This window comes from Corynebacterium sp. HMSC036E10 (assembly GCF_001836265.1).
GTDB lineage: Bacteria > Actinomycetota > Actinomycetes > Mycobacteriales > Mycobacteriaceae > Corynebacterium > Corynebacterium coyleae.
Genome location: NZ_KV827997.1, coordinates 1 through 22,279 on the forward strand (window position 1 = coordinate 1; position 22,279 = coordinate 22,279).

Annotated in this window: 24 protein-coding genes and 1 tRNA gene; 6 read left to right on the plus strand and 19 right to left on the minus strand. The window is 65.5% G+C overall.

Translation table 11 applies throughout. The annotated features are described in order from the left end of the window. Positions 1-109 precede the first annotated feature (109 nt). Positions 110-182: transfer RNA gene (locus HMPREF2736_RS11010), tRNA-Thr, on the minus strand. 65 nt (positions 183-247) lie between these two features. Continuing rightward, positions 248-1,462, minus strand: coding sequence for a DNA polymerase III subunit delta' (locus HMPREF2736_RS11015; RefSeq protein ID WP_246819543.1), 1,215 nt, complete (start codon positions 1,460-1,462; stop codon positions 248-250). A 37-nt stretch (positions 1,463-1,499) separates the two neighbouring features. On the opposite strand from HMPREF2736_RS11015, the gene HMPREF2736_RS11020 reads away from it, so the two are divergent. Continuing rightward, complete coding sequence (locus tag HMPREF2736_RS11020) at positions 1,500-3,023, plus strand: adenylate/guanylate cyclase domain-containing protein (RefSeq protein ID WP_070816050.1); 1,524 nt, start codon at positions 1,500-1,502, stop codon at positions 3,021-3,023. 104 nt (positions 3,024-3,127) lie between these two features. Here the strand turns inward: HMPREF2736_RS11020 and HMPREF2736_RS11025 are convergent, their stop codons facing one another. Both HMPREF2736_RS11025 and topA read right to left on the minus strand, forming a co-directional pair. Then, entirely contained in the window at positions 3,128-4,231 is a 1,104-nt protein-coding gene (locus HMPREF2736_RS11025; RefSeq protein ID WP_070829791.1) for an HNH endonuclease signature motif containing protein, read from the minus strand. A 64-nt stretch (positions 4,232-4,295) separates the two neighbouring features. Continuing rightward, positions 4,296-7,175: a type I DNA topoisomerase gene (gene topA, locus HMPREF2736_RS11030; RefSeq protein ID WP_070829792.1), complete on the minus strand. Its 2,880-nt coding sequence runs from the start codon at positions 7,173-7,175 to the stop codon at positions 4,296-4,298. A gap of 165 nt (positions 7,176-7,340) precedes the next feature. Here topA and HMPREF2736_RS11035 point away from each other — a divergent pair, with 165 nt between their 5' ends. After that, entirely contained in the window at positions 7,341-7,967 is a 627-nt protein-coding gene (locus HMPREF2736_RS11035) for a DedA family protein (protein ID WP_070421536.1), read from the plus strand. Between the two features lie 51 nt (positions 7,968-8,018). Here the strand turns inward: HMPREF2736_RS11035 and HMPREF2736_RS11040 are convergent, their stop codons facing one another. After that, positions 8,019-8,222 carry a cold-shock protein gene (locus HMPREF2736_RS11040; protein WP_070421537.1) on the minus strand — a complete coding sequence of 68 codons (204 nt, stop codon included), beginning with the start codon at positions 8,220-8,222 and terminating at the stop codon, positions 8,019-8,021. Between the two features lie 184 nt (positions 8,223-8,406). On the opposite strand from HMPREF2736_RS11040, the gene HMPREF2736_RS11045 reads away from it, so the two are divergent. Beyond that, complete coding sequence (locus tag HMPREF2736_RS11045; protein WP_070829794.1) at positions 8,407-10,740, plus strand: DEAD/DEAH box helicase; 2,334 nt, start codon at positions 8,407-8,409, stop codon at positions 10,738-10,740. 11 nt (positions 10,741-10,751) lie between these two features. Here HMPREF2736_RS11045 and HMPREF2736_RS11050 read toward each other — a convergent pair whose 3' ends face one another. From HMPREF2736_RS11050 to ssd, 7 genes are read right to left on the minus strand one after another with little or no spacing between them, the layout of a single operon-like run. Further along, entirely contained in the window at positions 10,752-11,072 is a 321-nt protein-coding gene (locus HMPREF2736_RS11050; RefSeq protein WP_070829796.1) for an Rv3654c family TadE-like protein, read from the minus strand. Continuing rightward, a complete protein-coding gene (locus tag HMPREF2736_RS11055) occupies positions 11,072-11,341 on the minus strand; it encodes a hypothetical protein (protein WP_070421540.1) in 270 nt (89 codons plus the stop codon). Before HMPREF2736_RS11055 ends, HMPREF2736_RS11050 begins: the two co-directional genes overlap by 1 nt. Beyond that, a complete protein-coding gene (locus HMPREF2736_RS11060) occupies positions 11,341-11,532 on the minus strand; it encodes a DUF4244 domain-containing protein (protein WP_070829798.1) in 192 nt (63 codons plus the stop codon). Before HMPREF2736_RS11060 ends, HMPREF2736_RS11055 begins: the two co-directional genes overlap by 1 nt. A gap of 11 nt (positions 11,533-11,543) precedes the next feature. Next, positions 11,544-12,101, minus strand: a complete 558-nt coding sequence (locus tag HMPREF2736_RS11065) for a type II secretion system F family protein (RefSeq protein ID WP_070829800.1) — start codon at positions 12,099-12,101, stop codon at positions 11,544-11,546. Beyond that, the gene (locus tag HMPREF2736_RS11070) at positions 12,098-12,844 is read right to left on the minus strand and encodes a type II secretion system F family protein (protein WP_083323069.1); all 747 of its coding nucleotides are present in this window, start codon (positions 12,842-12,844) and stop codon (positions 12,098-12,100) included. The genes HMPREF2736_RS11065 and HMPREF2736_RS11070 overlap by 4 nt, the downstream gene beginning before the upstream one ends. Next, positions 12,841-13,968 carry a TadA family conjugal transfer-associated ATPase gene (locus HMPREF2736_RS11075; RefSeq protein ID WP_070829802.1) on the minus strand — a complete coding sequence of 376 codons (1,128 nt, stop codon included), beginning with the start codon at positions 13,966-13,968 and terminating at the stop codon, positions 12,841-12,843. Before HMPREF2736_RS11075 ends, HMPREF2736_RS11070 begins: the two co-directional genes overlap by 4 nt. Next, on the minus strand, positions 13,969-15,006 hold the full coding sequence (gene ssd, locus HMPREF2736_RS11080) for a septum site-determining protein Ssd (RefSeq protein ID WP_246822152.1): 1,038 nt from the start codon (positions 15,004-15,006) through the stop codon (positions 13,969-13,971). A 150-nt stretch (positions 15,007-15,156) separates the two neighbouring features. On the opposite strand from ssd, the gene HMPREF2736_RS11085 reads away from it, so the two are divergent. Then, positions 15,157-15,975: an HAD family hydrolase gene (locus HMPREF2736_RS11085; RefSeq protein ID WP_070483004.1), complete on the plus strand. Its 819-nt coding sequence runs from the start codon at positions 15,157-15,159 to the stop codon at positions 15,973-15,975. Between the two features lie 120 nt (positions 15,976-16,095). Then, positions 16,096-16,605, plus strand: coding sequence for a phage holin family protein (locus HMPREF2736_RS11090; protein WP_070570792.1), 510 nt, complete (start codon positions 16,096-16,098; stop codon positions 16,603-16,605). Here the strand turns inward: HMPREF2736_RS11090 and HMPREF2736_RS11095 are convergent. Genes HMPREF2736_RS11095 through nth form a run of 4 tightly spaced genes read right to left on the minus strand, consistent with a single transcriptional unit; the run spans position 16,602 to position 19,843 of the window. Further along, entirely contained in the window at positions 16,602-17,789 is a 1,188-nt protein-coding gene (locus tag HMPREF2736_RS11095) for a MarP family serine protease (RefSeq protein ID WP_070829804.1), read from the minus strand. The two genes, HMPREF2736_RS11090 and HMPREF2736_RS11095, sit on opposite strands and share 4 nt — an antisense overlap. A gap of 10 nt (positions 17,790-17,799) precedes the next feature. Beyond that, the gene (locus HMPREF2736_RS11100) at positions 17,800-18,498 is read right to left on the minus strand and encodes an NUDIX hydrolase (RefSeq protein ID WP_070829806.1); all 699 of its coding nucleotides are present in this window, start codon (positions 18,496-18,498) and stop codon (positions 17,800-17,802) included. Beyond that, entirely contained in the window at positions 18,498-19,055 is a 558-nt protein-coding gene (locus tag HMPREF2736_RS11105) for a TlpA disulfide reductase family protein (RefSeq protein ID WP_070829808.1), read from the minus strand. Before HMPREF2736_RS11105 ends, HMPREF2736_RS11100 begins: the two co-directional genes overlap by 1 nt. Beyond that, the gene (gene nth / locus HMPREF2736_RS11110; RefSeq protein ID WP_070453000.1) at positions 19,052-19,843 is read right to left on the minus strand and encodes an endonuclease III; all 792 of its coding nucleotides are present in this window, start codon (positions 19,841-19,843) and stop codon (positions 19,052-19,054) included. Before nth ends, HMPREF2736_RS11105 begins: the two co-directional genes overlap by 4 nt. A 250-nt stretch (positions 19,844-20,093) precedes the next feature. Between nth and glxR the strand changes: the two genes are divergently transcribed. After that, positions 20,094-20,777 carry a CRP-like cAMP-activated global transcriptional regulator GlxR gene (glxR, locus tag HMPREF2736_RS11115; RefSeq protein WP_070421549.1) on the plus strand — a complete coding sequence of 228 codons (684 nt, stop codon included), beginning with the start codon at positions 20,094-20,096 and terminating at the stop codon, positions 20,775-20,777. A gap of 30 nt (positions 20,778-20,807) precedes the next feature. Here the strand turns inward: glxR and HMPREF2736_RS11120 are convergent, their stop codons facing one another. Genes HMPREF2736_RS11120 through HMPREF2736_RS12280 form a run of 3 tightly spaced genes read right to left on the minus strand, consistent with a single transcriptional unit; the run spans position 20,808 to position 22,276 of the window. Further along, positions 20,808-21,617: an MBL fold metallo-hydrolase gene (locus HMPREF2736_RS11120; protein ID WP_070421550.1), complete on the minus strand. Its 810-nt coding sequence runs from the start codon at positions 21,615-21,617 to the stop codon at positions 20,808-20,810. A 41-nt stretch (positions 21,618-21,658) separates the two neighbouring features. Further along, entirely contained in the window at positions 21,659-22,120 is a 462-nt protein-coding gene (locus tag HMPREF2736_RS11125) for a RidA family protein (RefSeq protein ID WP_070829810.1), read from the minus strand. Continuing rightward, positions 22,121-22,276, minus strand: a complete 156-nt coding sequence (locus HMPREF2736_RS12280) for a Sp36 family protein (protein WP_092101229.1) — start codon at positions 22,274-22,276, stop codon at positions 22,121-22,123. It abuts the gene before it with no gap. Positions 22,277-22,279: the final 3 nt, after the last annotated feature.

A 22,279-nucleotide genomic window follows, 5' to 3' on the forward strand; every position in this document is an offset into this window, starting at 1 on the left:
GCCGATAGCAGACACACATTTTGTCGCTTAACCCTTAAGCGACAACCCGGCGCGCGGGAAACGAAAAGAAAACCCAGGTAAAACACCGTTTTACCTGGGCTTTTGGGTGAGCCACCTGCGAGAATCGAACTCGCGACCTTCTCATTACGAGTGAGACGCTCTGCCGACTGAGCTAAGGTGGCCGGGCAGCAATGCTGCACCGGGAAGACAGCTTAACCTAGCGGGCGCGACCTGCGAAACCCGCAGGTTAAGACACGTTGCACGCGAGCCTTATGCGGCCAATCATGCCGTTGAACGCCACCGCCGGAGTCACGTTCTGGTCCAGGCGCTCGCGGCACTGCCCGATCGCCTCGAGGCACTCCACGAGCCCCTCCGCCGACACCTGGCCGGCAATCTCACGCGCGAGCCCCTCAAAGTCCGGGTGCGTCAGACCAACATCGGCGCCCGACTGCACCACCATCGCATCCCGGTACACCCCCGCCAGGTCCACCAACACGAGGTCCAGCATGTCGCGCTTGCGGCGCGTGCCACGACGCTTCTGCTCCTCTTCCAACTGACGCACCGACGACGCCACCGACCGCAGCGCCTTCGCCGCCCCCTTCCCCTTCGCACCCATGCCGAGGGCGTTTTCGAGCTTGGCGCGCTCGGCTTCGTCGTCAGCTTTATGCGCCTCGATGGCCTCCTTCTCCGCCGCCTTCAGCAACGACCCCACCGCCTGAAACGCCTGCGGGCCGTGAAACACCAACTCGGCCAAGTTGATCGCCATCGCGCGACGCTGCTGAATCGCCTCTGAACGCACCAACAACCGCGCCCGGCCAATATGGCGTAGCGACGACACCGCCGCCAGGCGCGCATCATGCTCCGACGCCCCCTCCTCCTCGACGAGAATGCGCACCAACTCATCCTCCGACGGCGACGGCACATACACATGCCGGCAGCGCGAACGCAGCGTCTGCGAAAAGTCCTGCGGATCCGTCGACGGGGCACACATAATGATCACAGTGCGCTCCGGCGGCTCCTCCACCGTCTTCAACAGCGCGTCAGCCGGCGCGGTGGTGATCGACGTGGCAAGGCGGTCCGCGTTTTCGATGATGACAACGCGCCAGGGGGCGACCGTCGGTAAGCGAGCTGCCTTTGCGACGATCTCATCACGCACAAAATCAACCTTGATCGTCGACGTATGCGGCACCACATGCACCAAATCCGTATGCGACCCCGCCAACGCATCACGGCACCCCTTACACCGCCCACACCCAATCTCGTCCGGGTTCTCACACATCAACGCCGCCGCAAACGCCAACGCCGCATTCGACCGCCCCGAACCCGGAGGGCCCGTAAACAGCCACGCATGCGTCATCGCATACGCATCCCCCTGCCCCCTCGCCGTGGCAGCCGCCGACAAGATGATGTCGCGCACCGCCGGGGTGCCAGCCAAACGCTCACTAACGCTGCGGGTAGTCACAGGTGACCAGAGTACCCGCGCGCTAAGGTGATAGACCATGGAACGTATCTGGCGCGAGCTGCAGTGGCTTTGGGGCACGTCGTGGCCTCTCTATGCCGCGACGGTGCTGGGCACCAACCTGCTCGGCGCCGTGGGCTGCATGTTGTTCGTGCGCTTCCTCATCCCGATGGATGCCGTCAACGAGTTAGGTCTCAACGGCCAGCTTGGGTTTATCGGGGTGTTGTATGCGGCGATTGCTGTTGCGCTCGGTGTGATCGTCACGTTTTTCCTGTTCCGGCCTGTGTTGGAGTGGCAGCGGCGCCCGGATGATCATGACCCGAACATGGTGCGGCATTTGGTGATGCGTTTGCCGGTGTTGCAGACGATCATCGTTGTTGCGGTGTGGGGGTTGGGCATTGCGATTGTCACGGTGCGCACGTTGCTTGTCGACGTCCCCCTGGGCATCGTCGTCCTCGCCACCACCATCCTGACGTGTTTTGTGGTGTCGGTGCTCACGTATCTGCAGGCGGAGCGTCTCGTGCGTCCGATTGCGGCGTCGGCGCTGGCGCGGCGGTTCGAGGATTCGACGCTCCAGCCGCCGATCGCGTCTCGGTTGATGCTGACGTGGTTCACCACCTCCGCCGTGCCGATGGTCGGGGTGCTGCTGCTGGCTGTTGCGCAGCGCGTCGGCTACTTCCGGGACACCCCGGGTGAGATGACGGCGGCGATCGTGGCGCTGATCGCAGCAGGTATTTTCACGGGGTTTGTGGGGACGTCGTTTGCGACGGTGATCGTCGTCGATCCGATTAAGGAGCTGCAGGTCGCCATCAACCGTGTGCGCCGCGGTGAGGGCGATACGCAGGTGGACATTTACGACGGCTCCGAGATCGGCGTCCTCCAAGCTGGCTTTAACGAGATGATGCGGGGTCTGCAGGACCGCCAGCGTGTTCGCGACGTGTTTGCCAAGTACGTCGGTGCTGAGGTCGCACAGAAGGCGCTTGAGGAGCGCCCGCAGCTCGGCGGCGAGGAACGCCGGGTCGCGGTGCTGTTTATCGACGTCGTCGGCTCCACCACCTACACCGTCCAGCACACCCCGGAGGAGGTCGTGGAGGCGCTCAACGAGTTCTTCGAGGTTGTCGTTGAGGTGGTGCACCGCAACAAGGGCGTGATTAATAAGTTCCAGGGCGATGCGGCGCTTGCGGTGTTCGGAGCGCCAGTTTCGCTTCACGACGCCGCCTCGCACGCCCTCCAAGCCGCCCGCGAAATCCAGCGCGGCCTGGACGGCTTCGAACTGAAGGCCGGCATCGGTGTCGCCTCGGGCCACGTGGTCGCTGGCCACATCGGCGGCAAGGATCGTTTCGAGTACACCGTGATCGGCGACGCCGTCAACGGCGCCGCCCGCCTCACCGACCTTGCCAAGGACACCCCGGGCATGGTGCTGACCAACGCCGCGACCCTGCGCGCGGCGAACGAGGTTGAGCAGCAGCGCTGGACGCTGATGAAGTCGGTGGAGTTGCGCGGGCGTAACAAGATGACGCAGTTGGCGCGCCCGGTGCGCTCCACCATGGCGGACCGCTCATAGGACCCAGCACGGCAGCAGCCCCGGCCCAGCGCGGCGCGGCAGCAGCCCCGGCCCAGCGCAGCGCGGCAGAACTCAGGCCTGCGGGCGCGCTCAATCGCGCCCGGTCAGTTGTTTCCGAACAGGAGCTGCATGGCTCCGGGGGTGTCGTTCGGCACTTCGTACCCGTTGGGTGACACCCACACTGGGATGCCGTCGCGGATGCATATTCGGCCTCGTCTCACGATCCACGGGTCGTCGTCGTTCGTGCCGTTGTGGTAACTGCACAGGGGCACGAGGTTGGCCAGGTTGGTTTCCCCGCCGTGTCGCCAGGCGGTGATGTGGTGGATTTCGCAGTGATCGGCTCCGTGACGGCAGCCTGGCACCGGGCAGGTCGGCGACATCATCGACGCCAACGTGCGCTGCTTGTCGTTAGCAAAGCGCTTCGCCCGGTAGAGGTTCACCGCCCCCTCTGCAGGGTGGAACGCGGCAACCTCCAGGTCGGCGCCGAACTCGCGGGCGAGGAATTCGGCGCCGGTCATGGTGGTGCCATCGGTAAGGATGAGCTCCACTTCGTCGCCGTGGCCGGACTGGATGCGGGTCCACTCCGGCAGCGGCACCAGGATGATGGGGCGCGGGGCGGCGTAGGGCATACCGACACCAGCGCCGGCGCCAACCCCGCCGACACCGTCAGCACCAGAAGCGCCGCCGCGCAGCAGGCTCACCAACGCGTCGGCCATTTGCTCGGCGGCGGGCAGCGACGGGTCGATGAGCGAGCGCAGGAGGTGCTCCAGGTCGGCGATGTCGCGCTCGGAGTAGGTCAGCGACATGTTGCGCATCCCAGCGCGCGATTTGGAGAAGCGGCACTGCTTCTTGGGGGTGGGTTTCGGGGTGGTGATGGTGTCGTCGATACGCCGCGACAGCGCTTTGTAGGAGCCCCGGAAGCGCAACAGTTCGAGGCGGAGACGCCAGCGCTCGGCAAGGTCGGCGACGGCGGCAAGTTTGCGCTCAAGCAGGCAGATCTGGTCGAGCGGCATCCCGGCGGCCAAGCGGCGCGCGTCGGCTTGTTTGCGGGTGAACTTCGTCGCGCCGAAGTAGGTGGCGTGCGCCTGCGCCCACTTGCGTTTCAGGGCGGGATCGAGGGCGGCGAAGGCGGGCGCGGACTCGTCGAAACCCTGGAGCACGCTGATGTCGGCGTGCGCCAGGGCCTCGAGAATCTCGCGAAATGTCATGCCATGCACGCTAAGCGCACAGCACAACCCTTGTAAAGGAATTGTCCACTATATTGTGCAATCCCTAGCGCTTGCGAGCTTTGACCACGCGTTTTGTGGTCTGCTTCGGCTTGGTCACGCGCTTGGTTGCCTTCTTCTTTGTCGTCTTTTTCTTGGTGGCTTTCTTGCCGCCATTTTCGGCTTCGCGGGCGCGGCGCGCGGAGAGTAACTCGTTGGCGCGCTGGTCCGTCATCGTCTCTGGCGTGTCGCCGCGTTGCAGCGACGCGTTGGTTTCGCCGTCGGTGACGTATGGGCCGAAGCGGCCGTCTTTGACGGTCATGGGTTTGCCGGAGACGTCGTTGTCGCCAAGCATCTTCAGCGGTGGCTTGGCGGCGGCGCGGCCGCGGCGTTTCGGTTCGGCGTAGATGCGGCGGGCTTCTTCCAGGGTGATGGAGAAGATCTGGTCTTCGGACGCGAGCGAGCGCGAGTCGGTGCCCTTCTTCAGGTATGGGCCGTAGCGGCCGTTTTGGGCGGTGATGACTTCGCCGTCGGCGGGGTCGACGCCGACTTCGCGCGGCAGCGACAGCAGTTTCAGTGCTTCCTCGAGCGTGACCGTCGCCGGTTCCATCGACGCGAAGAGGGAGGCGGTGGCGGGCTTTAACTGCTCGTCGACAAGCTGCGCCATGCGCTTTTCCTTCTGCGCTGCGGCGGTTTTGGTTTCCCAGTTCTTGGCGCGTTTGCCTTCTTCGGCGCGCTGTTTGTCCTCTTCGGCGCGCTCAGCGGCGATGATTTCTTCGGCGCGGGCTTCGGCGGTGGTGCGTTCGTCGTCACGCACGAGCTCGGTGACATATGGGCCGAAGCGTCCTTCCTTTGCGACGACCACACGCCCATTGGCGGGGTTCTCCCCCAGTTCGCGGCCGGACTGCGGGGTGGCGAAGAGCTTCTCGGCCATCTCGAGTGTGATTTCGTCCGGGGTTGCGGATTCGGGCAGGTTGGCGCGCTGGTATTCGGGCTCGCCTTCGGCGGTCTTACCGACGACGCGTTCGATGTAGGGGCCGTAGCGGCCGACGCGGACGACGACGGGTCGGCCTTCGGCGTCGTCGAAAAGTTTCAGCGAGTTCGCGGCGCGCGCGTCGATGGATTCGAGGTTGTTCTCGATCATGTGCTTCAGGCCGCCGCGGCGTGCGAGGGCTTGGGCCATGGATTCGCGGGCGTCGGCGTCGCCGAAGTAGAAGCCGGTGAGCCACTTGGTGCGGTCTTGGTTGCCGTGGGCGATTTCGTCGAGTTCGTCTTCCATGGAGGAGGTGAAGTCGTAGTCGACGAGTGCGTCGAAGTTGTTTTCCAAAAGCCCGACCACGGAGAACGCCACCCAGGACGGCACGAGCGCGTTGCCGCGGACGAAGACGTAGCCGCGGTCCTGGATGGTCTTGATGATCGACGCGTAGGTGGACGGGCGACCGATGCCGAGTTCTTCCATCTTTTTCACCAGCGACGCTTCGTTGTAGCGCGCGGGCGGGTTGGTGGTGTGGCCGTCCGCGGTGACGGACTTGGTGGCCAGTTCGTCGCCCTTGGCCAGTTGCGGCAGGCGGGTTTCGTTGGACTGGCGGTCGGAGTAGGCGCGCAGCCAGCCGGGGAAGGTGACGGTGCGGCCGGTTGCGGTGAACTCGCAAGCCTCACCGGCAGCGTCGGCGGCGATGGTGATTTTGGTGGAGTTGCCGCGTGCGTCTTCCATTTGGGAGGCGACGGTGCGCTGCCAGATCAGTTCGTAGAGTTTGAACTCTTCGGCGTCCAGCGCGCCTGCCAACTGTCCGGGGGTGGCGAAGCGTTCGCCGGCGGGGCGGATCGCCTCGTGGGCTTCCTGGGAGTTTTTCACCTTGCGGTCGTAGACGCGCGGCTTGGCGGAGACGTAGTCGGCGCCGTAGAGCTCGCGTGCTGCGGCGCGTGCGGCGTCCAGGCCCTGCTTGGACAGGGAGGTGGAGTCTGTACGCATGTAGGTGATGTGGCCGTTTTCGTACAGTCGTTGCGCGATGCGCATGGTGCGCGCGGAGGTGAAGTGGAGTTTGCGGCCGGCTTCTTGCTGCAGCGTCGAGGTCATGAACGGCGCGTACGGCTTGCGGGTGTAGGGCTTTTCTTCCACTGCGGTGACGTGCATCGGTGCGGTGCCGAGGTCGTCGACAAGCGAATGCGCTTTTTGCTTATCGACGACCACCGCATCCGACACCAACTCTCCCCGATCATTGAAGTCGCGGCCCTGGGCGATGCGTTTGCCGTCGAGGGAGACGAGTTTGGCGTCGAAGTCCTCGTCGCCTCCTGCTGAGCGAGGAACGAGAGACGCAACCAAGTCCCAGTATTTGGCGGCGATGAACGCCATGCGCTCGCGTTCACGCTCGACGATGACGCGGGTAGCCACGGATTGGACGCGGCCGGCGGACAGTCGCGGCATGACTTTCTTCCACAGCACGGGGGAAACTTCGTAGCCGTAGAGGCGGTCGAGGATGCGGCGGGTCTCTTGGGCGTCGACAAGATCCATGTCGAGCTCGCGCGTGTTTTCGGCGGCTTCGCGGATGGCGGATTCGGTGATCTCGTTGAACACCATGCGCTCTACCGGCACCTTCGGCTTGAGCGTTTCAAGCAGGTGCCAGGCGATCGCTTCGCCTTCGCGGTCCGGGTCTGTTGCCAGCAGGAGTTTATCGGCCTGCTTGAGCTTGGCGCGCAGGTCGGTGACCTTCTTTTTCTTGTCGGCGGACACGACGTAGATCGGGTCGAAGCCCTTCTCCGGGTTGACGCCGAGTTTTGCCCACGGCTCGTTTTTGTACTTCGCGGGGATGTCGGCGGCACGGCCCGGCAGGTCACGGATGTGGCCCACCGATGCTTCCACGATGTAATCGTCGCCGAGATACTTCTGTATCTTCTTCGCCTTTGTCGCGGACTCCACGATCACGAGAGTCTTGCCGTTTGCAGTCACGCTGACCTTTCCTCGATTCCCACTAAGCGTATGAGCGGTAAAACTTCCTCATTCTTATCAGACAACTAGCACATGGTTATACGGACGGGGGATTTTCTCGCCCCTGGCATTACACTGCGTTGGTGCCCTGGCGCGGAGTTGTTGGGGTGGAAAGGAGGACGCAGCGTGGTCGATTCACTCATTGAGTTTTTGCATACGTTGATGGGGTTGCCGATCTTTTACCCACTCGTCGTGTTGCTGATCGTTTCGGATGCGTTGGCGCCGGTGGTGCCGTCTGAAACCGTGTTGAATCTGGCTGGTGCGTTTTCCGCGTCGCGTGGTGTGCCAAACGTGTGGGGTGTGATCATCGCGGCGATTATCGGCGCGATTATCGGCGACAATATTTGTTTCGCTCTCGGCGCGAAGTTGATTCACCGGGTGGATCGGTTGGATCCGGATTCGAAGGCTGGCCAGGCGATTACGTGGGTGCGGGCCAACATGAACCGGGGTGCGGGCGCGATGATTATTGTTGCGCGTTTCCTCCCGTGGGCGCGTTGGGTGGCCACGATTGTGCTGGGGTCGGTGCGTTACAACTGGTTTAAGTTCTTCTTTTTCGACACCATCGGCGTGATCCTGTGGGCCTGCCTGAGTGTCGGCATGGGGTATTTGGGTGGCACGCTCCTGCAGCAGTATCCGCTTCTGGGCATGGTGCTGGGTGTGGTGTTGGGTTCGCTTGTGGGGTTTGTGATTCAGAAGCTGCAGAACCAGATCTTTGAGCGTTCTGATATTCGCCGCGGAATTAGTGCGGTGTAGGCATAAAAATTTCCCCCGGGCGGGTGTACCGTCCGGGGGATTCGCGCTGTTTTAGAGGGCGCGAACCTGCTGGGCCTGTGGGCCCTTGGCGCCTTCGCCGACCTCGAACTCGACCTGCTGGTTTTCTTCGAGGGTGCGGAAGCCGGAGCCCTGAATTTCGGAGTAGTGGACAAAGACGTCGGCGGAGCCGTCGTCGGGTGCGATGAAGCCGAAGCCCTTTTCGGCGTTGAACCATTTAACAGTTCCGGTTGCCATGGTGAAACCTTTCAAAATGTTGCATGTTTTTGTCGTCCACCAGGGCCTGTTTGGTCCTGGTGCCCGCGTGCACAATCCTCGCGAGCACCTGATGAGGCGCACACAAAATCTGTGACCGTTGCCCAGTCTGCCACGATTTGTTGTCGGGGGCACTGCTTTGGCCCGGCTAAAGTGGCTCACCATCATGGTTTCTGGTTTTGGCGATGAGCTCGTTTCGGTGCTTGCGCAGCGTTTCCCTGCTGCGACGGTGACGCATGTGGAGCATGAGCCGGCTCGTCTCGCGGTGTTTGGACAGTGGCCCGAGTGGGTGGAGCCGGGGTTGAAGCAGATGCTTATCGACGACGCCGTCACCCTCCCCTACGCCCACCAAACCCAGTGCGCGGAGTTGGCGTGGGCGGGCCGGGATGTGGTGGTGGCGACGGGGACGTCGTCGGGAAAGTCGTTGGGCTATCAGTTGCCGGTGCTGTCCGCGTTGGCGGCGGATCCGAAGGCGTGCGCGATGTATCTGACGCCGACGAAGGCGTTGGGTTCGGACCAGTTGCAGGCAACGCTTGCCATGACGCGGGGGAATGCGGCGCTTGCGTCGGTACACCCGGCGCCGTATGACGGGGATACGCCGCAGGAGTCGCGGGCGGGCATCCGGGAGCACACCCGCTACGTGTTTACGAATCCGGACATGCTGCACGCGGGTCTTTTGGGTGCGCACGAGCGTTGGGCGCGGCTGCTGCGCCATTTGAAGTTTGTGGTGGTGGACGAGTGCCACACCTACCGGGGTGTGTTCGGGGCGAACGTGTCGTTGGTGTTGCGCAGGTTGCTGCGTATTGCGAAGGCGTACGGGTCTGAGCCGACGCTGATTTTCGCCTCGGCGACCGCGGCGGATCCTGCGGGCCAGGCGTCGCGGTTGTGCGGGCGCGACGTGGTGGCGGTGACGGAGGATGCAGCACCCACTGGCGAGCGCACCATCGCGTTGTGGGAGCCGGGGTTCATCGAGGGCGCCGAGGGCGAAAACGGCGCGCCGGTGCGTTATCCGGCGACGACGGAGGCGGCGTCGATAATGTCCACGCTTTTGCTGCAGGGGGCGCGCACGTTGACGTTTGTGCGCTCGCGCCGCGCGGCGGAGACGGTGGCCATGCGCGCCCAGGAGGACCTGGTGGTGGCGGGCCGTGCGGATTTCGCCAGCCGTGTCGCCTCGTATCGTGCGGGGTATCTTGCGGAGGATCGCCGTGCGCTTGAGCAGCGTTTGGACAACGGGGATCTGCTTGGCGTGTCCACGACGAACGCGCTTGAGCTCGGTATCGACGTCGGAGGGCTGGACGCGGTGGTCATGGCGGGGTTTCCGGGCACGGTGGCGTCGTTTCGCCAGCAGGCCGGGCGCGCGGGCCGGCGCGGCCAGGGCTCCGTGGTGGTGATGGTGGCGCGCGACGAGCCGATGGATACGTACCTGGTCCACCACCCCGAGGCGCTGCTTGGCCGGCCGGTGGAAAATAGCGTGTTCAACCCGGCCAACCCCTACATCCTGCGCGGGCACATGTATTGCGCGGCGGTAGAGCGTCCGCTTAGCGACGACGACGTCGCCGCCTTCAACGCCACCGACGTGGTCAACGACCTGACCGCCGAGGGGTTGCTGCGCCGCCGTCCGCAGGGCTGGTTTGCGGTACCCCAGTTGGAGGGGGAGGTGACGCCGGAGACGGCGCATGCGTCGGTAAGCATTCGCGGAGGCGTGGGTGAGGAAGTCATGATCGTCGACGTGACCGACGGGCGGCTGTTGGGCACCGTGGACGCGGGGCGTGCGATGAGCCAGGTGCACGACGGCGCGGTGTACATCCACCAGGGCGAATACTTTGTGGTGCAGTCGCTAGACCTGGACGATTACGTGGCGCTGGTCGCGCCGGAGCGGCCGGATTACTCCACGCAGGCGCGCTCCACGACCGACATCACGATCCTTGGCGAGCCGACAGATCTGGAAAACCCTTCGCCGGGACTGTGGGTGGCCAGTGTGGACGTGGAGGTCATCGACCGTGTCACCGGCTATGTCGTCCGGCTTGCCGACGGCACCGTCTCCGAACACATCCCCCTCGACCTGCCCGAGCAACGCCTAGTCACCCGCGCGGTGGCGTACACGATCGACCCGCTGGTGCTGGACAAACTGGGTATTGCGGCTGGCGAGATCCCCGGAGCGCTGCACGCTGCGGAGCACGCCGCGATCGGCCTGCTGCCCCTTTTGGCCACGTGCGATCGGTGGGACATCGGCGGCGTGTCCACGGCGTTGCACCAGGACACCATGCTGCCCACGGTGTTTGTCTACGACGGCCACCCGGGCGGCGCGGGCTTTGCCGACGAGGGCTTCGCCCGCTTCCACGAGTGGATCGCCGCAACCTACGAGACCGTGCGGTCCTGCGGCTGCAAGGACGGCTGCCCGTCGTGTGTGCAATCGCCGAAGTGTGGCAACGGCAACCAGCCCCTGGACAAGCACGCCGCGCTGAAACTGCTCGGCGCGTTGGTCACCATGACTGGCTGACAGGCAAGGCGTTACGGCCCGGCGCGGGCGGTCGCTTCGGCGTGGCGCAGCCGCACGGCCACAATCACGTCGCCGTCGACGAATTCGCACGAGGTGACCTCGGCGCCGTTGCCGCTGGCGGTTTCGTTGCCCCACTCGCAGGCATCAGCACCCCGGTAGAGCGCGGTGGCGGCGGCGACGGCGGACAGGTCTGCGGCCACGCGGGCCCGGTGCGCGTCGGCGGTGCGGGCCCCGGTGACCACCACCGCAAGGGCGAGTGAGACCACTGCGGTGATGATGCCTGTGGTGGTGACGGTGGCGGAGCCGGTGTCGTCGATAAGCAATCGGCGCATTAGAACTCCACCGGAAAAACCGCGGTGGCGCGCATGGTGCCAATCGGGGCGGGCACGGCAGCGGTAACGGTGGCCAGGCCTGCAGATTCGTGCATGCTCACCTCGCCGCGCGGGGCGGTGTAATCCACCCCCATCGCATGCGCCCGGGCGGCGGCACCGGCGATGTCCACGGCGGCGATGTAGGCGGACATCGTGGCAATGCCGCCCACGATCGCAGCCGTGACCACCACGAGCGTGGCCATCGAAAGCGCCGTTTCAATCGTGGTCATTAGCCCGGGGTGTTGGTCAGGGCGTTGGTGATCACGTTCTCAATCGCGGAAACGACCCCGTCGCCGTTGACCACGAGATACAGCACCCCGGCAAGGGCAGCTGCCGCCAACGAACCGAAAGCATATTCGATGGTTGACATTCCGGCGTCGTTACGCAAACGCTGGATGAAGAAGGTGGAAATGCGAGTCATGATTGTTCCTTTCAGAAGTTGATGAGGTTGCTCCCGAGGCTGATCACCACAGGCGCGAGCCCGAGGACGAAAAACGCCGGGAGGAAAAATGCAGTGAGCGGGATGGCGATGAGTACGCCGGCGCGTTCCGCTTTGGCTTTGGCGTCATCGGCGGCGTCGGCACGCAGGTTTGAGGCGATACGTTCGCACCCTTGCGCCAGCGCCGCGCCGGACGCGTGCGTCATAGCGACGAGGCTGGCCAGGTCCTCCCCGCCGGGAATGGCGTGGAGTTCCGACCAGGCGCGCTCCGGTTCAACCCCGAGTGCGAGCAGCGCTGCGACGGTGTGCCACGGGCTGCGGTCACCGTCGTGAGTTTCGGCAACCGCGGCTGCTGCGGCACTGACCGGCAGGCCGGCCTCGAAGCAGGCCGCGAACAGGGTGATGTCGGCGGCGCAGCGGTCCGGCTGCGCGTAGTCGGGGCCGTCGCGCGGGGTTTTCGGTGTGGGTGCGGCGTGGTGTGTGACGCGCCGGGCGGGCTGCGCGGGACTGACGGCGAGCGCGGAGGCAATGAGCAAGGTGACGGCGATCATGTGGTGGCTCCTTGGATGATGAGTTGGGAAACGATCACACCGGCGCACACCAGCGCGGTGCCGACGGTGAGCAGTACTCCGCCGAGGCCTCCCCCGGTGAGCAGCGCGAGCGGGTTCGCCCCCATCGCCGCGCCCATGAGCAGGCCGGCGAACGGCAGCAGTGCGAGCACGACAGCGGTGGTTTTCGGGCCGGCGAGCGCGGCGTTGGTGGTGGCGCGGTGGCGTCGGGCGTGGTCGATGTCGTCGCGTGCGGCGGCAACCAGGCGCGACAGCGGTACTCCTCTACTGGCCGACAGTGCGAACAGCGGGGCGATGCGGGCGAACTCGTCTGTCTCGGCGGCAAGCGGTGTGCCAGTGCCGACGTGGTGGATGAGGTGTGCGACGTCGCGGGCGATCTCGCGCGGTGCGTGTTCGGCGGCGCGCTCTAACGCGGCGTGCAGTGGCGCGCCGGCTTCGACGTTGGTGCCAAGGTGGCCGAGGAAGGTGGCGACCGCTTCCGTGCGCTTGGAGGCGGCCCGGGCGCGCCGTTGGGTATCTGCGACCCACACCACCGTCGCCGCACCCATCGCTAGCGCGATGACCAGGCTGGCCCGGTCAAACGCTAAGGCGGCGAGCACCACGGCACCGATGCCCAGCGGGATGGCAACGCGAGGTGGAACAGCCAACGAGCGTGGCGCGATGCGAGCGCCAGGAGCAGGTGGCGGGCAGGCGGCGGCGCCGGCGAGAAGCAACAGCGTGGTCATGACAGGAGCTCCTCGTAACCGTCGGCGGGGCCGGCGTCGGCGTCCCACACCACCTTGGCGCGCACGGGTTGGCCTTCGAGCACGCCGATCTGGTGGAGGCGGCGTGTGCCGTCCGGGTGGCGTTTGACCACGATGACCACGTCGATAGCTGCGGCGAGTTGGGCGTGCAGCCCGGCGCGATCCAGCCCGCCCAGCGCGGCGAGCGCTTCGAAGCGGGCGGGGACCTCGGCGATCGAGTTGGCGTGCAGGGTGCCGGCGCCGCCGTCGTGGCCGGTGTTCAGGGCCGCGAGGAGGTCGACGACTTCGGCGCCACGGATCTCGCCAACCACGACGCGGTCGGGTCGCATGCGCAGCGACTGACGCACCAGGTCCGCAATGGTGATCTCGCCGGCGCCCTCGGAGTTCGCGCCGCGGGTGGTCAGGTTGACCACGTGCGGATGGTCGGGGGTGAGTTCCAGGGTGTCTTCGATGGCGACGATGCGCTCGGCCGGGTCGACCTCCGCGAGCAGGGCGGACAGCAGGGTGGTTTTGCCGGAGCCGGTGCCGCCGGCAACCACAAACGCTTTTCGCTTTGCGACGACCCCACGCAGCACCTCCGCTACCTCCCCGCTCAGGGCGCCTCGCGCCACCAGGTCGTCGAGGGTGGCCGAGGCGATGTGCAGCACGCGCAGGGAGATGCAGGTGCCGGCCTGGGCGGTTGGGGCGAGCACGGCGTGGAAGCGCAGGAGGGTGCCGTCGTCGCGGGTGATGTGGCCGTCGCAAAACGGTTGCGCGTCGTCGAGGCGGCGCCCGCAACTGGCGGCCAGGCGGGAGGCGAGCCGGCGCACGGCGGCTTCGGATTCGAAGCGCACCGCGGAGCGTTCCAGGCCCGCACCCGAGTCGACGTAGACGCAGTTGGGGCCGTTGACGCAGATGTCGGTGACGGTGTCGTCGGCAAGCAGTGCTTCGAGGGGGCCGGTGCCAGTGGTGTCATCGCGAAGTGTGCGCATCACATCCAGCACGCCGATGTCGCTGATCACCACGGCTTCTTCGCGGATGAGGGCTGCGATGCGGGCAGGCTCCGGGGTGGTGGGTTCGTCGGCGAGGCGGCGTTTGACGCGGGCGATGAGGTCGCGGTCGGTCATTTAGGCCACCTCCTCGAGCACCGCGTTGGCGCAGGCGGCTAGCGAACGGGGCACACGCGCGGGCAGGCCGGACTTTTCCACCGTGCGAGTCAGCCCGCGCACGTGTGGCAGGTGGGTGAGCACGGTGGCGCCGGTGGTATGCGCGATCTCCTCGTCGGTAAGCGCGGCCCAGGCGCTATCGCGCACAACCAACACGCACGGCAGGCCGGCGGCGGCGCACTCAGCGACGATACGGGTCGCGGCGGCAACTGAGCGCACCTCGGGCACGACCACCACGACGACCAGGTCGCTGCGGCCGGGAATCAGCGCGGCGGGCGCATCCACCACCGTCAGCCCTGCCCCGCCGACGGCGCCGGCGACGTGCTCCAACGCGGCCGCCTCCAGCCGGAACGGGTCCGCCACGCGCTGGCGCGGAAAGGTCAGCACCGCGATGTCGTCGGCGGTGGCGGGCAGCGCGCGGCGCACGTCGGTGCGCGCCACGGTGCCCTCACCGAAGTCGATCTCGCCCCAGCGCGCGCCGGGGACGTGCTCGATGCCAAGCAGCAGGTCGAGCCCGCCGGAGAGCCAGTGCCCGTCGAGCAGCGTTGCCGAATCACCCCGTGACGTAACCCGGCACAGCGCCGCCGCCAGGGTGGACGCCCCTGACCCACCGGATGCGCCGACGATGGTGATCACCTTCCCGCGCGCCGCCATCGCCGCGGGTTGCACGGCAAGGGCGCCAATGGCGCGCAGGAGGTCCGCGGCCTCGGCGGGCAGGACGAAGACCCGCTCGGCTGAATCGACCAGCTCCCCACCGACGCGGAAGACGTTCGCTGCGTGGGGTGGGGAAAGGTCGGGGGCGCGGGTTTCGTCGATAAGCACGGCGAATGCTTTGGGCGCGTGGCGGGCGAGCTCGGCGGCATCGGCGGTGTCGATGACTTGGCGGCCGGTTGCGGCGGCGAGGTGAACGGCCTCGGAGTGGGTGGCGGGGTCGGCGACCGCGACCACGATCGGGCCGGTGTGTGGGTGTGTGCGTGTCATGCCAATAGTGTTTTTCACCAGCGCAAATGCGGCAACCACCCTGTGGACAACCCGCAATCTAAGTGACACTTCAACAAAAAGCCTGTGGACAATTCGCCCCAAATGTTCACTTCTTTCACAGCGGGCCTACACTGCCCCACCAGCAAAGTGGGGCTAGACTGCTAAAGCATGTCTCCCACACGGCCGGTGGCGGCGTTTTTCGACCTAGACAAGACGATCATTGCGACGTCTTCCGCCTTCGCCTTCGGCAAAGAATTCCGCAACAACGGAATGATCACGCGACAAGAGGCGTGGGACCTCTACCTGACCAAAGCCCAGTACATGCTCGTCGGCCACTCCAGCGAAAAAATGGACGCCACGCGCGATTCGCTCGCCCAACTCATCGAAGGCTGGTCGATCGAGGACGTCCAGCGCATCACCCAAGAAACGATGCGCACCGTGGTCACGCCCGCGATTTACGCCGAAGCGCGCGAACTTATCGACGACCACCGCGCCCAAGGCCACGACGTCATCATCATCTCCGCCTCTGCATCAATTCTGGTTGAGCCGATCGCGCGCGAACTCGGCGTAGACACGGTCGTGGCTACCGAACTCGCGGAGAAGGACGGCAAGCTCACCGGCGAGATCACCCGTTACCTCAAGGGCGGGGCGAAGGCGGAGGCTGTGCGCCAGTTTGTCGCCGACCACGACTACGACCTGGAGCGCAGCTACGCCTACTCCGATTCCGCCACGGACATTCCAATGCTGGAACTGGTGGGCAACCCGGTGGCGGTGAACCCGGACCGGGCGCTTCGCAAGCACGCACTGTCACACGATTGGCAGGTGCGGACCTTTAAAGACCCGGAGCCGCTGATCCAGATGCCGAACGCCCGCGAGGTCGGCATCGGCGCGAGCGTGATCGCCGGCGTGACGGCGTTGGCGGTGGCTGGGGTGCTCATCGCGCGTGCGGTCTCCGGCAAGTCCGGCGACAAGCGTCACAGCGCGTGACGCTATCTTTCACCCCGATTCAGGCAAACACTGTGATGTATCGCTAACATCGTTGAGAGAATTCCAGGCACCGTCCCAGGGTGCCTCATGTAATAAGCCACCCAGGAAGGTGAGTAAACAGTGAGCAACGAAGGTCTGTACACCAGCGGCTCGAGCGCCGTAACCGCCAAGGTGGATTCGATTCCGCTGCGCGATACTGATGTGACGGTGCCGGGCCAGCAGTCCATCGGCACGCTGATCTCTAACGCGTCGGAGCAGGTGTCCACCCTGGTCCGCGGCGAGATCGAGCTGGCCAAGGCTGAGGTCATGGGCGAGGTGAAGAAGGGCGCCGTTGGCGGTGGCCTGTTCGGCGTCGCCGGCGTGATTGCGCTGTACTCCTCGTTCTTCCTCTTCTTCGCGTTTGCGGAGATGCTCGCATCCTGGATGCACCGTGGCTGGGCATTCCTGATCGTCTTCCTCATCATGATCGCCCTGGCTGGTCTGCTCGCGCTGGTTGGCCTGAAGAAGGTCAAGAAGATCAAGGCTCCGGAGCGCACCATCAGCTCGGTCAACGAGTTGAAGAACCTGAAGCCGGGCGAGGCTCAGAAGAACCTGACCAAGAATGAGGCTGGCCTGTACACGGGCCGTTAACCGCTGACGCAGGCTTGCGTATCGACGACAGCGTTCAGCCTGGTCACATCCCCTACGCGCTGCTGCACCTGGTGTGCAGTCAGCGCGTAACCCGTTTCTGAGGCATCCAGGGACGCGCCGAAGATCATGCCTGCCACCTCCCCTGCCGGGGTGAGCAGCGGGCCACCGGAGTTGCCCTGGCGGATGTCGCCGCGGATGGTGTAGGCCTCGCGCTCCACACGGCCGGTGGTGTAAATGTCCGGGCCTGCGATGGTCAGTTGGCTGCGGATTCGCGCCGGTGCGGCCTCGAAGGGACCGGATTTGGGGTAGCCCATGACCACGGCGTCGTCGCCACGCTGCAGCTCGCGTGCAGCCCAACGCAGCGGCGGCAGGCCCAAGCCCTGGGCGTGGAGGACCGCAATGTCGGTATCCGGGTCGTAGAGCACCACATCCGCCGGCTTTACGCCGACGACGGTGTCCAGGGAGACACGCTCGGTGCCGGCGACGACGTGCGCGTTGGTGAGCACGTAGCCGTCCGCAAACACGAAGCCGGAGCCCATGAGCCGGCGGCGGCAACTTTCTGCATCGCCCATGACGTGGACCACGCTCGGGCGGGCGGCCTCCACAACTTCGGGGCGAAGCGCCGCGTTATCGGGTGCGTCCACCTGGGCGCCGTGCGGGGATTGGAAGGGGGAAACGAGCGGGGGCAGGCCGGACTCGTCGAGAAGCGCTGCGAATTTCGCGGGCAGTTTCCCGGCGCTCTCCGGAGCGGTGTCGTGGATTTTGGCCAGGATGTGCGAGTTGCGGATCCCGTCGCCCAACTCGCCAGGCACCGCCGACGCCAGCGGGATCGAGATAAACCACACCACGAGCGCCAGTGCGACCGATTGGAACGTCGCCCCCAGTACGGAATCCACAAAACGCGTCAGGCGGCTGCGCACTCGCGCCCTCAGGTTCGCCCCCAGAGTGACGCCGAGCAGGTTGCCCAAGCCGACGAACAGCACCACCACCGACAGCAACAGCATGATGCGGATGGGCTGGGACTCGGTGACGTCGAGAAGCAACGGCGCGACCGCCAACCCCACGACCAGGCCGGCGATGATGCCGATTGCGGAGATCACAGCCGAAAACGCCCCTTGGCGCCAACCACTGACAAACGCAGCGACGACGGCAAGGCCAAGCAGAACGTCAACGACCAGGTGCATTCCGCAAATGTTACAGCTCGCGGTTGCGGGATCGGGCGAGCGCCTCATAAAGGTCCCCCGGGCGCTCATCCCACGGCCGTGCCCACCCGGCGAGTTCCAGCACTGCGGCCAGCACGATTCCGGTGAACCCCCAGATGAGATAGTCGCGGGCCCAAAACGTCGGCCCGGCCCACCGCTTCCAGCCCAGCATCGCACGGTTGGCCGGATCCACGAGGTCGCGCACGGGTACGAAGAACACGTCGTCGGTTTCCAGCTCACTTGCTGGGTAGACCTCACCCGGGTCGGGCGTGTACGCCAGCACGGGGCGCACCAGCCTGCGGCTGCCACCGGTTTTCACCTGCCCCATCACCGCCAGCGGCACAACCCGCTCAGGGGCCAGCCCCGTCTCCTCGTACGCCTCGCGCAACGCCGCCGCCACCGGGCCTGTATCTGTGGCGTCGATATGCCCGCCCGGAAACGCCATCTGGCCGGAGTGGCTGCGCATAGACGGGGTGCGGTGCGTGATCAGCACCCGAGCGTCCTCCGGCAGTTCCTCCGCGTCCGGGTCGCCAGCGAACACGATGAGCACCGCCGCCTGGTCCTCCCCCGGCGTTTGCGGCACGCGCGGGCCCAGCATCGCTTTGACCCGCGCATCGCCCTCGCCAGCGCGTAGCTTATCCACGAGCCCCCGCAGCCACACCGGTGCCCGTTCCGGCTGCACGGCAACCATCACAGCACCCCGCGCACGGCCTCGGCCAGCTCCTCGGCTGAGGTGAATTCCTTGGCAAACACGCCGATTTTTTCCTCGCCTCGGAACACGACGGTCAGCGGCACCACCGGCGGCAGGCCGAGCGTGCCGGCGAACACGTTGGAGTCGTCCTCAAAGCTCGGCAAGTCCACGCCGAGGTCTTCCAACAACGCCGCGCCGCGCGCCCCATCGCGGTCCGCGTGCACGCCCACCACGGTGTACTCGGGGTGTGCGCGGGCGAACTCCTCCACCACGGGCAACTCCGCCCGGCACGGTTCGCACCACCACGCCCACACGTTGGCCACGGTGATCTCCTGCTGCGCGCCGGTGGCCTCGCCGCCTAGGCACGCCAGGTCCACGCCGCCGACTGCGCCTTCCGGGCAGTCCGGACGTCCAGTCACCGGGGCAGATTGCTTCTCGACGACACCGTCGCCAGCCGGGGGCGTGGCGTCGTCGACAAGCAACGCCCTGGCACCCGCAATGACCAGAAGAGTCACCGCAACGATCGCGGCGACGCTGACCCAGATTGTGCGCTTCACAGGCCCACCATCCTCAAAATGTGGTCGCGCTCGGGCCCGGTGACCAGTTCGGCGGCTTCCTCCGGGTCGGTTGGGCCGACGCCGAAGGAGGGGCAGTCGAACGCGATCGGGCAAGCGCCGCAGGCCGGTTTGCGGGCGTTGCAGACGCGGCGGCCGTGGAAGATGATGCGGTGGGAGAACATGGTCCACTCGCGGCGCTCGATCAGTTCGGCGATCGCGTGTTCGATCTTCACCGGATCCGTCTCCTCGGTGAGCATCATGCGCTTGACCAGGCGCTGGAAGTGCGTGTCCACCGTCAGCCCCGGGTAGCCGAACGCGTTGCCGCGCACCACATGCGCCGTCTTGCGGCCCACCCCGGGCAGGGTGACTAAGTCCTCAAGCTTCTCGGGCACCTCGCCACCAAAATCGGTGACCAGCTTCTGGCCCATCGCGATCAGGTTCGCCGCCTTGGAACGGTAAAACCCGGTCGAGCGGATAATCTCCTCCACCTCTGCCTGGTTGGCCTCCGCGTAGTCAGCGGCCGTGGGGTACTTGGCAAACAGCGCCGGGGTGACCATGTTCACCCGCACGTCCGTGGTCTGCGCGGACAATGCCGTAGCAACGAGCAACTCCAGCGGGTTAGTAAAGTCCAACTCCGCGTGCGCATCCGGGTACGCTGCCGCCAACGTGCGGTTAATACGGCGTGCCCTGCGCTTACGCCCGATCGGAGTCTCTTTCCCCTTCGCGGCGGGATGAGCGCCTGGGCGGCGATGTTTCAATGGAGAGGTCGAAGCGGCCATGCCCAACATGCTAGCCGTACACTATGGGTATGACCTTTTTGCTTGTGGCGCTGAATCCGCTTGTGCTCGGGGTGTTTCCGCTTTTCATGGAGCATGTGGAAGCAGCGGTCATCGGCTAGCACAGTTCCCAGTCGCGGAAAGACTATCCCACTGATTAGTTGAGCTGGTAGAGTTCCAGTTTGTGTGACGGTCACCGCTAATGGCACCGTTCGTGACCAATCCCACGCAGAATGCGTGAGCGACAGTCTGAGGAGGACTCATGGAAGGCGTTCAAGACACTCTTGCCCGCGCCGGCATCTTTCAGGGCGTCGACCCTGACGCGGTCGCCGCGCTGATCAACGATATGGACACCGTGGATTTCCCGAAGGGCACCACGATTTTCGACGAAGGCGAGCCCGGCGATCGCCTCTACATCATCGTCGAAGGCAAAATTAAACTTGCCCGCCATGCGCCGGACGGTCGCGAAAACTTGCTGTCCGTGATGGGCCCGTCCGACATGTTCGGCGAGCTCTCCATCTTCGACCCCGGCCCGCGTACCTCCTCCGCAGTCTGCGTCACGGACGTCACCTGCGCCACCATGGACTCCACCATGCTGCGCGAGTGGATCGACAACCACCCGGAGATCTCCCAGCAGCTGCTGCGCGTGCTGGCCCGCCGCCTACGCCGCACGAACGCGTCGCTGGCAGACCTGATCTTCACCGACGTGCCTGGCCGCGTAGCCAAGACCTTGCTGCAGCTGGCAAACCGCTTCGGTGTACATGAGGGTGGCGCGCTCCGCGTCAACCATGATCTGACCCAGGAAGAGATCGCCCAGCTTGTGGGCGCGTCGCGTGAGACGGTGAACAAGGCATTGGCCACGTTCGCTCACCGCGGCTGGATCCGCCTGGAGGGTAAAAGCGTGCTCATTGTTAACACTGAGCACCTCGCTCGCCGCGCGCGCTAACGGAGGCGCCCGCGGCGGGTCGAGAATCCGCTACTTGGCGTTGAGGTAACGCAGCGCCACACGAGTCGACTGCTCTGCGGCACCGCGCAGGACCGGGTCGACATCGTCGTAAATCGCATCGACCAGCGTATTGATGTCCGCGTTATCGCCATGCTCCTTCAGTGCCTGACGGATCTGATCCAGGCGCTGGTTACGGCGATCGATGTACTTGCGGGCGTACGCAGACAGGTCCTCACCTTCCGGGCCGTGGCCCGGAAGCAGCATGACACCCTTGCCCTTTTCCTCGAGCATTTCCAGGGTGTCCAGGTACGCACCCAGATCACCGTCGGTCTCAGAGATCATGGTGGTGTGGCGACCCGCAATGGTGTCGCCGGTGATGATGCCTTCCGGCTTACCGTCGGTGTCTTCGCCCGGGTAGACGAAGAAGCACACAGAGTCACTGGTGTGGCCCGGCGTAGCGACGACCTTCACGCGCGGGGTAACCCCCTCAACGGAGATCACTTCGCCGTCGGTGAGCGGCTCAGCGCCGGAGGTATGAGACGGATCAAGGGCGCGGACCGGTGCGCCAGTGAGCTGGCGGAACCGTTCCGCGCCGTCTGCGTGATCGTGGTGACGGTGAGTCAACAGAATCAAGGCGACCTTGTCGGCCTTTGCCTGCAGCACGTTGAGGTGACCCTCATCGGCCGGACCCGGGTCGACGACGATGCTCGCCTCGTCGCCCTCACCTCGGATCACCCAAGAGTTCGTGCCCTCGAGCGCCGCGTAGCTGGGGTTCGGCACCAGGACCACCGCGGCGTTGGGGGTCACAGGGCGCAGCTGGCTGTATGCGGGATGTTTCATGGCTCCCACCCTACCCCGTCACGGCTGCGCCGATGGGCAAACTAGCCTTCGAGCTCCACGACAATCTCGACCTCAACCGGGGTGTCCATCGGAAGGACAGCAACACCGACTGCGGAACGTGCGTGTGCACCGGCTTCGCCGAAGATTTCCTGCACCAGTTCGGATGCACCGTTGATCACGGCGGGCTGGCCGGCGAATGCCGGATCGGAGGCCACGAAGCCCACGATCTTGACCACGCGGGCGACGTTGTCGATGCCCACGTGTGCGTCCACTGCAGCCAGCGCGTTCAGCGCAGCCTGGCGGGCGTAGCCGTATGCGTCCTCCTGGGAGACCTCGGCGCCAACCTTGCCGGTGGCGGGCAGCTTGCCGTCGACGAACGGCAGCTGGCCGGACGTCCACACCTGGTTGCCGGCGGTCACAGCCGGGACGTATGCGGCCACGGGTGCGGCCACGGTCGGAAGTTCAATGCCCAGTTCTTTCAGGCGCTCAGACCACTGTGCCATTTACTCAACCTCTCGTTTCATGTAGGCGACAACATTGTCCGGGTTCGGACCCGGGGTGACTGCGACGAGTTCCCAGCCGTCCTCACCCCAAGAATCCAGAATCTGCTTGGTGGCGTGCGACAACAGCGGAACGGTTGCGTATTCCCATTTCTTCATGGG